Source organism: Lysobacter sp. (assembly GCF_035655815.1).
Classification (GTDB): domain Bacteria; phylum Pseudomonadota; class Gammaproteobacteria; order Xanthomonadales; family Xanthomonadaceae; genus Lysobacter_J.
The window spans coordinates 1-16,360 of record NZ_DASRTS010000055.1; the positions used below are offsets into that span (position 1 = coordinate 1).

9 protein-coding genes are annotated in these 16,360 nt (G+C 67.3%); 6 read left to right on the forward strand and 3 right to left on the reverse strand.

From position 1 onward, the window contains the following. The coding region (locus tag VFE83_RS14545; RefSeq protein WP_324907395.1) for a hypothetical protein at nt 1-207 on the reverse strand (207 nt) is incomplete at its 3' end. Between the two features lie 293 nt (nt 208-500). Between VFE83_RS14545 and VFE83_RS14550 the strand changes: the two genes are divergently transcribed. From VFE83_RS14550 to VFE83_RS14575, 6 genes are all read left to right on the forward strand, one after another. Further along, the gene (locus VFE83_RS14550; protein ID WP_324907691.1) at nt 501-2,654 is read left to right on the forward strand and encodes an alpha-glucuronidase family glycosyl hydrolase; all 2,154 of its coding nucleotides are present in this window, start codon (nt 501-503) and stop codon (nt 2,652-2,654) included. A gap of 7 nt (nt 2,655-2,661) precedes the next feature. After that, nucleotides 2,662-4,647 carry a sialate O-acetylesterase gene (locus VFE83_RS14555; RefSeq protein ID WP_414674753.1) on the forward strand — a complete coding sequence of 662 codons (1,986 nt, stop codon included), beginning with the start codon at nt 2,662-2,664 and terminating at the stop codon, nt 4,645-4,647. Beyond that, on the forward strand, nt 4,644-5,900 hold the full coding sequence (gene manD / locus VFE83_RS14560) for a D-mannonate dehydratase ManD (RefSeq protein ID WP_324907399.1): 1,257 nt from the start codon (nt 4,644-4,646) through the stop codon (nt 5,898-5,900). The genes VFE83_RS14555 and manD overlap by 4 nt, the downstream gene beginning before the upstream one ends. Before the next feature lie 99 nt (nt 5,901-5,999). Further along, complete coding sequence (locus tag VFE83_RS14565) at nt 6,000-7,661, forward strand: glycoside hydrolase family 43 protein (RefSeq protein WP_324907401.1); 1,662 nt, start codon at nt 6,000-6,002, stop codon at nt 7,659-7,661. 10 nt (nt 7,662-7,671) lie between these two features. Further along, nucleotides 7,672-10,368 (forward strand): glycoside hydrolase family 3 protein, encoded by a 2,697-nt coding sequence (locus VFE83_RS14570; protein ID WP_324907403.1) that lies wholly within the window; start codon nt 7,672-7,674, stop codon nt 10,366-10,368. 343 nt (nt 10,369-10,711) lie between these two features. Continuing rightward, entirely contained in the window at nt 10,712-12,187 is a 1,476-nt protein-coding gene (locus tag VFE83_RS14575; RefSeq protein WP_324907405.1) for a mannitol dehydrogenase family protein, read from the forward strand. Between the two features lie 220 nt (nt 12,188-12,407). Here VFE83_RS14575 and VFE83_RS14580 read toward each other — a convergent pair whose 3' ends face one another. Further along, nucleotides 12,408-13,586 carry an endo-1,4-beta-xylanase gene (locus VFE83_RS14580; protein ID WP_324907407.1) on the reverse strand — a complete coding sequence of 393 codons (1,179 nt, stop codon included), beginning with the start codon at nt 13,584-13,586 and terminating at the stop codon, nt 12,408-12,410. A gap of 13 nt (nt 13,587-13,599) precedes the next feature. Continuing rightward, nucleotides 13,600-16,320 carry a beta-galactosidase GalB gene (gene galB, locus VFE83_RS14585; protein ID WP_324907693.1) on the reverse strand — a complete coding sequence of 907 codons (2,721 nt, stop codon included), beginning with the start codon at nt 16,318-16,320 and terminating at the stop codon, nt 13,600-13,602. Nucleotides 16,321-16,360 lie beyond the last annotated feature (40 nt).

Genomic DNA, 16,360 nt, shown 5'->3' on the forward strand with positions numbered 1-16,360 from the left:
GCGCGCCGAGGTTTCCAGGCTGCCGCGGTAGCCGGTCACCTGCACGGTCTGGATCGAGCCCTGGGGACTTGGCGCCGCCTCCTGCGCGTACGCTGCCGAAACCAGCCCGGCGAGGATGGTCAGTTGAAGAATGCGGCCGCCGGGTTGACCGGGGCGCAGGAATCGCTGCTGGACCATGATTGTCTCCTGAATATTTTTATGCAACATGTTGTCGGCGACGCGACCAACATTTTCAATAACATAAATGTTATCGCAATCATTTTTAGTCTAAACTTCAACTTTTATACTTGTCAACTAATATATTTGCTGCGAAGGCGACCGCAGAAAAAGCGTGGCGCACACGCGAAATTAGTTACCGTTTAAAAAAGTTTGCGCTAACATCCGGATTCCAACATACGTCGGGCGCAGCTAGGCCGGACAACAAAACGACGGAGACTATCTTGCAGCGATCCCTCGCATCCGTGCTGGTTCGCGCCCTGGCAGCCTTGCTGCTGGGCGCCATGTTCGCAGCCGCCGCCCGCGCCGACGAAGACGGCTACCAACTCTGGCTACGCTATCGCCCCCTGCCTGCCGCCCAGGCAGCCGCAGTGCCGGCCAGTGCGATCGTCACCCTGGCGCCCGAGACCCCGACCGTGCTGGCCGCACGCACCGAACTGCAGCGCGCCCTGGGCGGCATGCTGGGCCGGGTGCCGCAGGCTGCCACCGCCATCCGCGCAGGCAGCGTGGTGCTGGCGCGCAGCGACGGCCTGCCCGCCGGGCTGCCTGCCGAGCTGCGCGGCTCCCTGGACCGCATCGGCCCGGAGGGTTACCTGCTTGCCCGCACCCGGATGCAGGGCCAGGACGTCTTCCTGATCACTGCGAAGAGCGACATCGGCCTCTTGTATGGCAGCTTCGCCTGGCTGCGCGCCCTGCAGGACGGCAGCGCCGCCTCCCTGGTGCGCAGTCCGCTGGTCTCGAACCCTGCCCTGCCGCTGCGCGTGCTGAACCACTGGGACAACCTGGACCGCAGCGTCGAACGCGGCTATGCCGGGCAATCGATCTGGAACTGGTGGGAACTGCCCGCCATCGTCGATCCGCGCTACCTGGACTATGCGCGCGCCAACGCTTCGCTCGGCATCAACGGCACGGTGCTGAACAACGTCAATGCCAAGGCCGAGGTACTGAGCCCGGCCTTCATCGCCAAGGCCGCCGCGGTCGCGAAGGTCCTGCGCCCCTACGGCATCCGGGTGTTCCTCTCGGTGCGCTGGTCGACCCCGCTGGACCTGCGCGAGACCGCCACTGCCGATCCGCTCGACCCGGCGGTGGCCGCCTGGTGGCGCCGCAAGACCGAGGAGATCTACCGCAGCATCCCCGACTTCGGCGGCTTCCTGGTGAAAGCCAACTCGGAAGGCCAGCCCGGCCCGCAGGACTATGGCCGCAACCACGTCGACGGCGCCAACATGCTGGCGCGCGCGCTGGCGCCGCATGGCGGCACCGTGATGTGGCGTGCCTTCGTGTACGAGCCGCCCGAGTCGCGCAAGCGCAAGGGCCTGGGGGACGATCCGAAGCACGACCGCGCCGCCCACGCCTACGACCAGTTCAAGCCGCTGGACGGCAAGTTCGACGCCAACGTGCTGGTGCAGGTAAAGAACGGCGCGATCGACTTCCAGCCGCGCGAGCCCTTCCATCCGCTGTTCGGCGCCATGCCGAAGACGCCGCTGATGATGGAGTTCCAGATCACCAAGGAATACCTGGGCTTCGCCACGCATCTCGCGTACCTCGGGCCGATGTACGAGGAGACCCTGCGCGCGGACACGCACGTGCGCGGCAAGGGCTCGACGGTGGCGAAGGTGGTGGACGGTTCGCTGCACGGCTACAAACTCACCGGAATGGCCGGCGTGGCCAACATCGGTAGCGACCGTAACTGGAGCGGCTCGCATTTCGACCAGGCCAACTGGTACGTCTACGGCCGCCTGGCGTGGAACCCGGCGCTGTCCTCGCGCGACATCGCCGAGGAATGGACGCGCATGACGTTCTCCAACGACGCCGACGTCGTGCAGCCCATCGTCGGCATGATGATGGGCTCGCGCGAGGCGGTCGTGGATTACATGACGCCGATGGGCCTGCACCACCTGATGGGACGCGGTCATCACTATGGCCCCGGTCCGTGGGTGGAAGGCGGTCCGCGCGCGGACTGGACATCGGTGTACTACCACCGCGCGACAAAGGACGGCATCGGTTTCGATCGCACGCGTCGCGGCAGCGATGCGGTGTCGCAGTACGCACCGCCCGTCGCGGCGCAGTTCGACGACGTGAAGAAGACGCCGGAGCAGTTCCTGCTGTGGTTCCACCATCTGCCGTGGGATTACACGACGCAATCCGGCCGTCCCCTGTGGGACGAACTGGTGCACCACTACTCGCGCGGCGTCGATTACGTGCGCGGCATGCGGCGTACCTGGGATGGGCTGGAAGGCCGCATCGACCCCGAGCGCCACGCGCAGGTCGCGACGTTCCTGGCCATCCAGGAGAAGGAAGCGCAGTGGTGGCGCGACGGCAGCATCGCCTACTTCCAGACGTTCTCCGGCCGACCGTTGCCGGCAGGCGAGGCGCTCCCGCCGCACGCGCTGGAGTACTACGAGTCGCTCGAGTTTCCGTTCGCCCCGGGGAATGGCTGAGATGAGGATGCGAGGGATGCGGATGTTGCTGGGCGGCGCACTGCTGGCCGCCGCTTTGAGTTCCAACGCGGCAGACGCGCAGGGTGCGCCGCTGCTGCACGCGATGTTCCAGGACCATGCGGTCGTGCAGCGCAATGCACCGATCCGGGTGTGGGGCCAGGCCGCACCGGGCACTGCGGTGAAGATCACCCTTGCCGGCAAGCGCGCGATGGCACGCGCCGATGCAGGCGGACGCTGGGAGGCGACGCTGCCCGCGATGAAGGCCGGCGGCCCATACCAGCTCACCGCCAGTGCGGGGAGCACGACGCAGACGGCCGACGACGTGCTGATCGGCGACGTGTGGCTGTGCTCGGGCCAGTCGAACATGGAACTGCAGGTGCACCGCACGCTCGATTCGCGCGCGGAGATCGCCGGTGCCGACAACGACCGCATCCGCCTGCTCACCGTGCCGCAGACCGGCAGTGCGGTGCCGCTGGAGACGTTCGCCACGCCGACGCGCTGGCAACCGACCACGCCGGAATCCGTGCGCGATTTCTCCGCGACCTGCTACTACTTCGCGCGCGAGCTGCAGAAGACCGTCGACGTGCCGATGGGGCTGATCAACGCGGCCTGGGGCGGTTCGCGCATCCAGGCGTGGACCAGCGGCGATGCGCTGCGCGCCACCGGCAACCACGATGCGGAACTCGACGTGCTCGCGCAGTACGCGGACGACCCCGTCGGTGCCGCCGCGAAGTGGGGCGAGCTGTGGCAATCGTGGTGGAGCGCGAGCAAGGACATCGCTGCCGACGACCGGCCGTGGAGCCCCGAACGTCCCGCCGGCACCTGGCGCAAGGCACCGCGCGAACTCGTGGCGTGGGAACGGTGGGGCGTGCCGGAACTGGCCGACTTCAACGGCATGGTCTGGTATCGCACGACGGTGAAGCTGACCGCCGAACAGGCGGCGCAGCCCGCCACGCTGGTGCTGGGCAACGTCGACGAGATCGACCAGACCTGGGTGAACGGTCGCGGTGTCGGCAGTGCCTACGGTGGCGCCGACCGCCAGTACACGCTGCCGCCCGGCCTGCTGCACGCCGGCGAGAACACCGTCGTCGTGAACGTGCTCGACACCTATCGCGACGGCGGCCTGTACGGCGATTCGCCGCGCGTGCTGCGCTTCGCCGACGGCTCGACGGTGTCGCTGGACGGCGCGTGGACCTACCGCATCGCGCCAAAGGACGTCGGCTCGCCGCCGCGTGCGCCGTGGCAGACCGCAGCCGGCCTGTCGACGCTGTACAACGGGATGATCGCGCCGATCGGCCGCTACGGCCTGCGCGGCATGCTCTGGTACCAGGGCGAATCGAACACCTGGGAGGCGGGACGTTACCGCGACCTGCTGCGCGTGTTCCGCAACGACTGGCGTTCGCGTTTCGGCAAGGACCTGCCACTGCTGGTGGTGCAGCTGGCCGGCTACGGCGCGGCGAATTCGAAGCCCACGGAGAGCGACACCGCGGCATTGCGTGAAGCGCAGCGCCTGGCCGTCGACGAGGACGCGCGCAGCGGTCTGGCCATCGCCGTGGACATCGGCGACCGCTACGACATCCATCCGGCCAACAAGCAGGAAGTCGGCCGTCGCCTGGCTCGCGCCACGCGCCATGTCGTGTACGGCGAAGCATTGCCGCCGTCGGGTCCGGTCCCGTCCGCCGTGCGTCGCAACGGCGACAGCGTGGACATCGACTTCGACGACGTGACCGGCGAGTTGCTCGCCTACGGCGCCAACGGTCCAGTCGGCTTCGAACTCTGCGGCGTGACGGCCGGCACCTGCCAATACGCCGATGCCACGATCCGCGGCCGCACCGTGTCGCTGCGCGCACCGAATGCCGCCACCGCTACGCGCGTACGCCACTGCTGGGCCGACAGCCCCGTCTGCACGCTTTACGACAGCGCCGGGCTACCGGCCGGTCCCTTCGAACTGCCGGTCACGCCGGCTTCCTCTTCCCACGAGTCCGCACGATGAGCACCGCCACTTCCGTTGAACCGTCCCGCCACAGTTCCGCACGCGATCGCGAGATCGTCGATGCCAGGGTCATCGTCACCTGCCCGGGCCGCAACTTCGTCACGCTGAAGATCACCACGCGCTCCGGCGTGACGGGTCTCGGCGACGCCACGCTCAATGGGCGCGAGCTGTCGGTGGCGTCGTACCTGCAGGACCACGTGGTGCCCAACCTGATCGGCCGCGATGCCGGCCGCATCGAGGACATCTGGCAGTTCTTCTATCGCGGTGCGTACTGGCGCCGCGGTCCGGTGACGATGACGGCGATAGCGGCCGTCGACGTCGCGCTGTGGGACATCCTGGGCAAGATGGCTGGCCTGCCGATCTACCAACTGCTCGGAGGCCGATCGCGCGAAGGCGCGCTGGTGTACGGCCATGCCAACGGTCGCGACATCGCCGAGACCAGCGAAGCCGTCGGCCGCTTCATCGAACAGGGCTTCATCGCCATCCGCGCGCAGTGCGGCGTGCCCGGCATCAAGAAGGCGTACGGCATTTCCACCGGCAGGGCGTACGAGCCGGCCGAAAGCGAGCTGCCGGCCGAAACCGTGTGGAACACGCCGAAGTACCTGCAGGTGGTGCCGAAGCTGTTCGAACAGCTGCGTGCCGATCACGGCCCGGACGTCGAACTGCTGCACGACGTGCACCACCGTCTCACGCCCATCGAGGCCGCGCGCCTGGCGCGCGACCTGGAGCCGTACCGCCTGTTCTGGCTGGAGGACTCCACGCCGGCGGAAAACCAGAAGTCGTTCGAACTGATCCGCCAGCACTCGGTGACGCCGCTCGCGGTGGGCGAGGTGTTCAACTCGATCTGGGACTGCAAGCACCTCATCGAGAACCAGCTGATCGACTACATCCGCACCACCATCGTGCACGGCGGCGGCATCACGCACATCCGCCGGCTCGCCGATTTCGCAGCCCTGCACCAGGTGCGCACCGGTTTCCACGGTGCGACCGACCTGTCGCCGGTGTGCATGGGCGCCGCGCTGCACTTCGATACGTGGGTGCCCAACTTCGGCATCCAGGAATACATGTTCCACAGCGACGAGACCGATGCGGTCTTCCCGCACGACTACGTGCTGCGCGACGGTCGCCTGCACGTGGGCGACACCCCGGGCCACGGCGTGGAGATCGACGAGAAGCTCGCGGCGAAATACCCGTACTCGCCCAAGCAGCTTCCGATCGCGCGCCTGGAAGACGGCGCGATGTGGGACTGGTGATTTCACCTGTAGGAGCCCAGCTTGCTGGCGACCACTGCCATGAGGTTGTCGCCAGCAAGCTGGCTCCTACAGAACAGGCACGTTCTCCCGAGGTTCACGATGAAACGCTTCCAGCTCGCCATTCCGCTTCTGCTGGCCACGTTTGTGTCACAGGCCGCCGAACCCGTCCTCTTCGACTGGTTCGAATACCGCGGACACGACAAGATGTTCGAACAGCCGCTGCCGCCCGGTCGTTACCGCAACCCGATCCTCGCCGGGTTCTATCCCGACCCGAGCGTGACGCGCGCGGATGACAAGTTCTATCTGGTCAACTCGACCTTCACGTACTTCCCGGGCATTCCGGTGTTCGAGAGCGCAGACCTGGTGCACTGGAAGCAGGTCGGCAACGTCATCGACCGGCCGTCGCAGCTCGACTTCGACGGGCTGGGCATGTCGCGCGGTGTGTTCGCGCCCACCATCGAGTACCACGCCGGCACCTTCTACGTGCTCAACACGTCGGTGGACGCCGGCGGCAACTTCATCGCCACCGCGAAGAACCCGGCCGGGCCCTGGTCCGACCCGATCTGGCTCAAGAGCATCGACGGCATCGATCCGTCGCTGTTCTTCGACGAAGGCAAGGTCTACCTCATCAACAACGACGCGCCCGAAGGCACGCCGCTGTACGAAGGCCATCGCGCCATCTGGATGACCGAGCTGGACCCCGACACCCTGCAGCCCGTCGGCCCGCGCAAGGTGCTGATCAACGGTGGCATGGACATCTCCCAGAAGCCGATCTGGATCGAAGGCCCGCACATCTACAAACGCGATGGCTGGTACTACCTGGTTTGCGCCGAGGGCGGCACCAGCCTGCAGCATTCGCAGGTGGTGGCGCGCAGCCGCGACATCTGGGGTCCGTACGCGCCGTACCGGCACAATCCCATCCTGACGCAGCGCGACCTGCCCGAAGACCGCGCGGACGCAATCGGCAACGCCGGCCATGCGGACCTGGTGCAGGCCACCGACGGCACGTGGTGGGCGATCTTCCTTGCAAGCCGCATGTACGACAAGGTGCGCTACAACACCGGACGCGAGACCTTCCTGCTGCCGGTGGAGTGGAAGGACGGCTGGCCGACCATCCTGCCGCACGGCACGCGCATTCCGCAGGTGGTCGACGGCCCCTCGTTCATGGCGCGCGACGCAACGCAGGCGCCTCTGAGCGGCAACTTCACCTGGCGCGACGACTTCGACAAACCGGTGCTGGATACGGCGTGGATGTTCGCGCGCGTGCCGAAGCAGCCGTGGGCCGACCTGAAGTCGCATCCGGGGAAACTGGCTGTCCATCCACTGGACGAAGGGCTGGACACGCTGCGCAATCCCGCGTTCCTCGCGCGGCGCCAGCAGCACCTCGCGTTCGACGCGAGCACGTCGCTGCAGGTGCCCGAGGAAGGCATCGAAGCGGGCCTGGCCGCGTTCCAGAACGAACGCTACTGGCTGGCCTTCGTCGCACGTCGCACGAAGGATGGCGTCGCATTGTCCCTGCGCGAACGGCGCGGCGATGCCACGCGCACGCTTGCCCGGGCAACGCTGCCGCGCGACACACGCGAACTGCGGCTGAAGGTATCCGGCGACGAGGGCGATTACGCCTTCGCCTATGACACCGGCAAGGGCTGGAAAACGCTGAAGCAGGACGTGGACGCGACGCTGCTGAGCACCGACGTCGCCGGCGGATTCGTCGGCGCCACGCTCGGCCCCTACGCGCGCCTGGTGCGCGCCGACCAGTAAGGAGACGGACATGCGCACTGTCGTGTTTCGGACGAAAGGGCTTCGCGTTGCCATCGCGACCGGCCTGCTGCTGATCTCCGCCTCGCTCTGCGCCCAGGGCAAGGCCTCGTCTTCGCCGGCGGAAAAGCCCTGGCTCGACACCACGCGCAGCTTCGAGGATCGCGCCGCGGCGCTGGTCGCGCAGATGACGCTGGAAGAGAAGGCGGCACAGATGGCCAATGGCGCACCGGCGATTCCGCGCCTGGGCGTGCCCGCCTACGACTGGTGGAACGAAGCGCTGCACGGTGTCGCACGCGCGGGCGGGGCGACGGTGTTCCCGCAGGCCATCGGCATGGCGGCGACCTTCGACGTGCCCCTGATGGCGCAGGTCAGCGAGGCGATCAGCGACGAGGCGCGCGCCAAGCACCACGAGTTCGCGCGCCAGGGGCAACGCGGCCGCTATCAGGGCCTGACGTTCTGGTCGCCCAACATCAACATCTTCCGCGACCCGCGCTGGGGCCGTGGCCAGGAAACCTACGGCGAGGATCCGTACCTCACCGCGCGCATGGGCGTGACGTTCGTGAAGGGCTTGCAGGGCGACGACCCGAAGTACCGCAAGCTGGACGCCACCGCCAAGCACTTCGCCGTGCACAGCGGGCCGGAAGCGGACCGCCACACCTTCGACGTGCATCCCAGCGAGCGCGACCTGTACGAGACCTACCTGCCCGCGTTCGAAGTGCTGGTGAAGGAAGGCCAGGTCGATGCGGTGATGGGCGCGTACAACCGTGTCTACGGCGAGTCCGCCAGCGCGAGCAGGTTCCTGCTGCAGGACGTGCTGCGTCGCGACTGGGGCTTCAAGGGCTATGTGGTTTCCGACTGCTGGGCCATCGTCGACATCTGGAAGAACCACAAGATCGTCGCCACCCCGGAAGAAGCCGCCGCACTCGCGGTGAAGAACGGCACCGAGCTGGACTGCGGCGACACCTACGCGCCGTCGATTCCCGTGGCCGTGCGCAAGGGGCTGCTGACCGAAGCCGAAGTCGACCGCGCAGTGACCCAGCTGTTCACCGCGCGCATGCGCCTTGGCATGTTCGACCCGCCGTCGATGGTGCGCTGGGCCGGCATTCCGTACTCGGTGAACCAGTCGCCGCAGCACGACGCGCTGTCGCGCAAGGTGGCGCAGGAATCCATCGTGCTGCTGAAGAACGACGGCGTGCTGCCGCTGTCGCGCGATCTCAAGCGCATCGCCGTCATCGGTCCGACCGCCGACGACACCATGGCGTTGCTCGGCAATTACTACGGCACGCCGGCGGCGCCGGTGACGATCCTGCAGGGCATCCGCGAGGCAGCGCCGCAGGCGCAGGTGGTGCATGCGCGTGGTGTCGACCTGGTCGAAGGCCGCGACGATCCCGCCGCCACGCCGCTGATCGAACCGCAATACCTGCGTCCGGCGGCCGGCTCGACCGAGCGCGGGCTCAAGGGCGAGTACTTCCGCACGCGCGATCTCTCCGGCACGCCCGCGCTGACCCGCGTCGATCCGCAGATCGGCTTCCGCTGGGATCGTGGTTCGCCGACCGACAACCTGATGGCGCGCGGCGAAGCGCACGGCGGCCAGTCCGTACCGTCCGACAATTTCAGCATCCGCTGGAGCGGCCAGCTGCTGCCGCCGGTGTCGGGCCAGTACCGCATCGAAACGGCCGCCAACGACGGCTTCCGCCTCTACCTGGACGGCAAGCTGCTGCTGGATCACTGGGACAAGACCGATCGCCTGCGCGCGGACAGCGCCACGGTGACGTTGCAGACCGGCCGCGCCTACGACCTGCGCCTGGAGTACTACGACGACGAACGCGACGCCGGCGTGCGCCTGGCGTGGAGCATGCCCGGTGCGAAGCCGCCCTTCGAGGAAGCGCTGCAGGTTGCGCGCGAATCGGACGTGGTGATCTTCGTGGGTGGCCTGACCGGCGACGTCGAAGGCGAGGAGATGACGGTCAACTATCCGGGCTTCGCCGGCGGCGACCGAACCGACACGCGCTTGCCAGCGACACAGCGCAAGATGCTCGAAGCGCTGCATGCCACCGGCAAACCGGTCGTGCTGGTGCTGACCGCCGGTTCCGCGCTCGGCGTGGACTGGGCCAAGCAGAACCTGCCGGCGATCGTGCTGGCGTGGTATCCGGGGCAGCGCGGCGGCAACGCCGTGGCGGATGTGCTGTTCGGTGACGTCAGCCCGGCCGGCCGCCTGCCGGTCACGTTCTACAAGGCCGACGAGAAGCTGCCCGCGTTCGACGATTACGCGATGAAGGGCCGCACGTATCGCTATTTCGAAGGCGAGCCGCTGTATCCGTTCGGCCACGGCCTGTCGTACACCCGCTTCGACTATTCGGGCCTGACGCTGGATCGCAGGAAGGCCGGCACGACCGATCGCGTGCAGGCCACCGTCAAGGTCAAGAACACCGGTCAGCGCGCCGGCGACGAAGTGGTGCAGCTGTACCTCAAGCCGGTCGACCCGAAGCGCGAGCGTGCGCGACAGGAACTGCGCGGCTTCCAGCGCATCCACCTGAAGCCGGGTGAGGAGCGCGCCGTGACCTTTACCTTCACGCCTGCGGACGACCTGCGCATCTACGACCCGCAACGCAAGGCGTACACGGTCGACCCCGGCACGTACGAGGTGCGGATCGGCGCGTCGAGTGCGGACATACGGGTGAAGCAGAAGGTCGTGGTGACGGAGTGAGCATGCGGTCGGCTTCTTGAAGCTGACGGCAGAACGGCCGGCTTCTCGAAGTAGAAAGCCCGCCATTCAAAGCTGTCATCCCCGCGAAGGCGGGGTCCAATGTGACGCGACCGTGGCCTTTGATGGTGCCGCCAATCGACGGTCCGGAAGAACCTCGCTTACGTGGGAATGGACAGCAAGAAAGGCGCCGATGTTTTGAAGCCGTCATTCCCGCGGAAGCGGGAATCCATCGGTCCGCTGCCGTACGGTCTCACGAAGGCATGACAAGTCTGGGCCATGGATTCCCGCCTTCGCGGGGATGACGGCTCGAACGGAAACAGCAGAAGCAAGAACAGCAAAGTCCATGACGCAATCGAATCTGCCACGCCTCGATCCAAGCAAGTTGCCTGCCCTACCCAATGCTGTCGCGCGGCCCGCGTACGACCGCGCCGCCACGCAGATCGGCATCGTGCATATCGGCGTCGGCGCATTTCACCGGGCACATCAGGCCGTCTATATCGACGATCTCCTGGCTGCAGAGCCGCGCTGGGCGATCAGTGGCGTGTCGCTGAACAGCCGCGACGTGCGCGATGCGCTGCAGCCTCAGGACGGCCTGTACACGCTGGCACTGCTCGGCGTAACGCCGCAGCTGCGGGTGATCGGCTCAATCCGCGAAGTGCTGGCCGCGCGCGAGCAGGGCGAGCAAGTGCTGCAGCGCCTGGCCGATCCGCACGTCCGTATCGTCATGCTGACCATCACCGAGAAGGGCTATTGCCTCATAGGCGAAAACCTCGACCTGGCGCATCCCGACATCGTCCACGATCTCGCCTCGTCGCAGACGCCCGTCAGCGCCATCGGCTACCTCGTCGAAGGCCTGCGTCGCCGCCGTGAGGAGGATCTTGCGCCGTACACCGTGCTCAGCTGCGACAACCTGGCCGACAACGGCGGGAAGCTGCGCCGCGCGGTGCTGCAGTTCGCGGAGAAGCTGGACGAGGAGCTGGCGCTGTGGATCGCCGGCAACGTGACGTTCCCGCGCTCGATGGTCGACAGCATCACGCCCGCCACCGACGACGCGCTGCGCGAGCGCGTGGATGCGCGACTGGGCGTCCACGATGCCTGGCCCGTGCAACGCGAGCGCTACACGCAATGGGTGATCGAGGACGCGTTCTGCAACGGGCGCCCGGCCTTCGAGCGCGTGGGCGTGACCATCAGCGACGAGATCGCCGGTTATGACCGCGCCAAGCTGCGCCTGCTGAACGCGCCGCACTCGGCGCTGGCATACCTGGGCTCGCTGCTGGAAATCGAAACCGTCACGCAGGCCATGGCTACGCCGGTGCTCGCGCAGTTCGTCGAGCGATTGATGCGCGAAGCCATCGTGCCCAACGTGATCGCGCCGCGCGGATTCGATGCGCAGGCTTACGTGAGCGCCATCCTCGAGCGCTTCCGCAATCCCGCCATCCAGCATCGGCTGGCGCAGATCGCGTGGGATGGCTCGCAGAAGATTCCCGTGCGGTTGCTGGGCACGATCTCCGATGCGCTCACGGCGGAACGCTCCATCGATCTGCTGTGCCTGCCCGTCGCGGGCTGGCTGCAGTTCGTGCGTCGCCAGGCGCGCAATGGCGTGGCGCTGGTCGACCCGCTCGACGCGTCGCTGAGCAGCATCGGCCGCGCGTGCACCGGCGATGCGCAGGCCGATGTCGCGGCGTTCCTTGCACTGGACACGGTATTCGCGCCGATCTCGGGCGATGCACGCTTTGTCCAGGCGCTACAGAACGCCTACGCGGCGTTGGGCGACGGCACGCCGGACGCTGTGTCGCGCGCCCTTCAGGACGCGCGCTGAGCCAGCCAGACGCCTGCCATCGCGCTCAGTCGATGGGGCAGGCGTCGACGCTTTGAGCTCCTCCCCCTGCTTGCAGGGGGAGGTTGGGAGGGGGTTGTGAGGCGCGTCAGCGCCGAGCTCGCCGCGGTGCGGCTCGAACCCCTCCCCAACCCTCCCCTGCACGCAGGGGAGGGAGCAAACCAGCAAAAGCAGGAGCGTCGACGCTTTGAACTCGTGGCTGTCAGCGGTCTGCCGACTGCGGCACCTTGAGCACTGCGTCCAGCGCGGGCTTCGGGTTACGTTCGCGATCGAACAGCAGCGGATAGTTGATGCGATGCGGGATCGGATAGTCGTTCTTCCATGACATTCCGTCGTGGATGCCCCACACACTCACCCGCGTGATCACGTCACGCTTGCGGTGGAAGATGCGGAACAGCTCCGCATAGCGTTCGGTCAGCTGGCGCTGCACGTCTGCCGGCAGACCGGCGCGGTAGGGGTCGAGGAAACGCTTGAACTCGGGCAGCTGGAACTGCGGATGCGCCATGCCGGTGCCGATGATCTGGCCTTCCCTGGTCAGTGGCAGCACGTCCACGTCCAGCTCGGTGATCATCACCTTCAGCCCGAGCGCGGCATAGGCGTCGATGGCGGCCTCGATGTCCGCCGTGGAAGGGTAGTTGAGGCCCCAGTGTCCCTGGATGCCGATGCCGTCGATGCGCACACCCGCCGCCTGCAGCATCTTCACCATGCGCACGATGCCGTCGCGCTTCTCCGGTCGCCACGCGTTGAAGTCGTTGTAGTACAGCTCCGCGTCGGGCGCGTAGCGCTGGGCGAAGGTGAAGGCCAGCCGCACCAGTTCGTCGCCGCTGCCGATGCCGGTCACCCATTTGGTGTCGCGGTATTGGCCATCCTCGCCCATCACCTCGTTGACCACGTCCCAGGCCTGCACGCGGCCCTTGTAACGGCCGGCGACCTGTTCGATGTAGGCGCGCATGCGCTCGATCAGCGCCTCGCGGCCAACCGGTGTGCCGTCCGGCTTCGTGAAGAACCAGTCGGGCGTCTGGTTGTGCCAGACCAGCGTGTGGCCAACGATGAACATGCGGTGGCGCTGGCCGAACTCGACGAAGGCATCCGCGGCCGCGAAGTCGTACACGCCGGGTTTCGGATTGATCACCTCGGCCTTCATCACGTTCTCGGCGGTGATCGCGTTGAAATGCAGGGGCACCAGGGCCTGCGACTTCGCGTCGCGCCCGGCCACGATGTCGTCGTTGACGGCCGTGCCGAGCAGGAATGCATCGGCGTAGGCGTCTTTCAGCGTGGCATGCGCGGCACGAGCGTCCTTCGTGGCCGCGCGGGGCGGGTCCTGCGTCGCATGCGCCGGCAGTGCGAGTGTCGCCAGCAGGAGCGGAATCATTCGGATCATGGGGCGCTTCTCCTCATCGTGCGGTCGGGTCCGCAACGGTTTTCAGTTCGATGGTGGCCGCCGGCAGCCCGTCGGCCTGCGCGCGCAGGATGACCTTGCCCGTGCGGCCGGGCACGCCGCGCACGATCGCCAGCGCCATTCCGCTGAACGCCGCGCGTTCGTGCGACGGAAATGCCTGCATGTCGGTCGGGTCGCCGTTGTCGGTGGCGACGATCTGCGCGGGACCTTCGACGCTGAAGCGGACGAGGTGGTCCGCCGTGGGCACGCGTTGTCCCTTTGCATCGAGCACGCGTACGGTGACGAACGACAGATCCTGTCCGTCGCCGTGGATTTCGCGCCGGTCCGCGACCAGTTCCAGCTTCGCTGCATCGCCGGCGGTACGCGTGCTCGCGCTCGCCCACGGCTTGCCGTCGCGGTAGGCCTGCACACGCAGCTCGCCCGGCGCGTACACCACGTCGTCCCAGCGCAGGCGATATTCGAACGGCGCCTTCCTCTTTCTTCCCTGCGATACGCCGTTGACGAACAGTTCGGCCTCGTCGCCGGAGGTGAACACGTGCACCGGCGTGACCTGGCCTTCGCGGCCGGGCCAGGTCCAGTGCGGCAGCAGATGCGCCATCGGCAGGTCAGGACGCCAGCGAGACTGGTACAGGTAATAGCGATCCTTCGGGAACCCGGCCAGGTCGACGATGCCCGAGTACGAACTGCGTGAGTCGTAGTACGGAGTCGGCTCGCCGAGATAGTCGAAACCGGTCCATACGAACTCGCCGGCCACGAACGGATGGCGATCCAGGCTGGCGAACACCTTGTCCGCGCTGGAGCCGAAGTCCACCGCGTGCAGCTCGTACGCGCTGACCTGGCGGATCGTCGAATCGCCGCCACGGCCATCGCGCACCGGCGCGCTCGTCGCACTCGTCACCGGAAACAGGTACACGCCGCGGCTGCTCAGCGCGGAGGCGGTCTCGGTGCTGACGATGGCCTTGTCCGGGAACCGCGCATGGAACGCGTCGTACTGCGGCGGCGTGCGGATGCGGTCGGTGCCTTCGAACTCCGGTTCCTGGCGGATGCCTTCGCCCTGGTAGTTCAGCCCAATCACGTCGAGTGTGCCCGGCAGCGGCATGTCCGGCTTGGCCCAGTTCATCGCGTTGAGGGTCGGGCGCGTGGGGTCTTCCTCGCGCACGATGGCGTGCAGGCGGCGCGCGATGGCCGCGCCTTCCTCGCCGGTGTACTGCTCGCCGACCTCGTTGCCCACGCCCCACAGAACGATGGATGGATGGTTGCGGTCGCGACGCAGCATCGCGCGCAGGTCGGGCTCGTGCCAGTCGGGAAAGATCAGATGGAAGTCCAGCGGCGTCTTCCTGCGCTCCCATGAGTCGAATATCTCGTCGATGACGAGGAAGCCCATGCGGTCGGCAAGCTCCAGCAACTCCGGTGCCGGCGGGTTGTGCGCCATGCGCACCGCGTTGGCGCCCATCTCGCGCAGGATCTCCAGCTGGCGTTGGGCTGCTCGGATGTTAAACGCGGCGCCCAACGCGCCCAGGTCGTGGTGGTTGTTCACGCCCCGGATGACGATGCGCTCGCCGTTGACGAACAGGCCTTGGCTCGCGTCGAAACGGAGCGAACGGATGCCGAACGGCGTCTCGACGCGATCGACCACGCGGCCGTCGCGCGTGACGGTGGTGACGGCGACGTAGCGGTTCGGCTGCTGCGTCGGCGGCGGGCCCCAGAGCCGCGGGCTGGCTATGGAAGCCGACGCGCTGAGCTTCGTACTGCCCCTCGCGCTGATGCGCGCGCGGCCGCCGTCGAGGCGGGCGACGGCACGTCCCTTCTTCGCGCCGTGTTCGTCCAGCGCGAACAGTTCGGTCGTGACCGCGACGTCGACCGGCGTGGCCGAATCGTTGTCGACTGTCACGTCCAGCGCGACGGTCGCCTGCTCCTTCGATACCTGCGGCGTACTCACGCGCGTACCCCAATGCGCCACGTGCACCGGGTCGGTCTTCACCAACCACACGTTGCGATACAGGCCCGCACCGGGATACCAGCGCGCGGATTCGGGCGGATTGTCCAAGCGGATCGCGAGCTGGTTCTGCCCGCCAGGCACGACATAGGGCGTGAGATCGACGCGCCAGGAGTTGTAGCCGTACGGCCAGCCACCGACGAGCTTGCCGTTGAGCCACACCGCCGAATACGACATGGCGCCGTCAACATCCAGGAACACCGAGCGCCCGCGGTCGCTCGCGGGAATGTCGAGCATGCGCCGGTACCACGCCGGTCCCCACGTCTGCAGCCGGCCCATGCCGCCATACGGGCCGTCCTTGAGGAAAGGGCCTGCGACCGCCCAGTCGTGCGGCAGCGTCACGCGCTGCCACGTGCCGTCGTCGAAGCCGGCCTGCACGAATGGCACGTCGCTGCCCGGATGACCGGGAGGACGTGTGTGACGCTTCGCGGGGTCGGCGATGAGCGGATTGGCGGTGGGCAGTATCCACGGCTTGAGCACGGCACCTGCGGGCGCATCCGCTCTTACCGCTTCGTCGGGCCGCGCATCGGCGTCCTTGCCATCGGCGCTGCGTTCGACCTTCGGACGCACGTTGTAGTCGAGGCCGGTGACGCCGGCCGGATCACCGCGATGGAAGCGCCAGTCGGTGTTGAGTGGCAGGCGTTCGCGTGAGGTGTCGGCGGCGAGGGCCGTGGTCGCATGCGAAGTGCAAAGCAACAGAACAGCGAGCGCCGCACGCATCTTGTCAGGCGAACCCTTCACGAACTTCGGCGTCACGTGT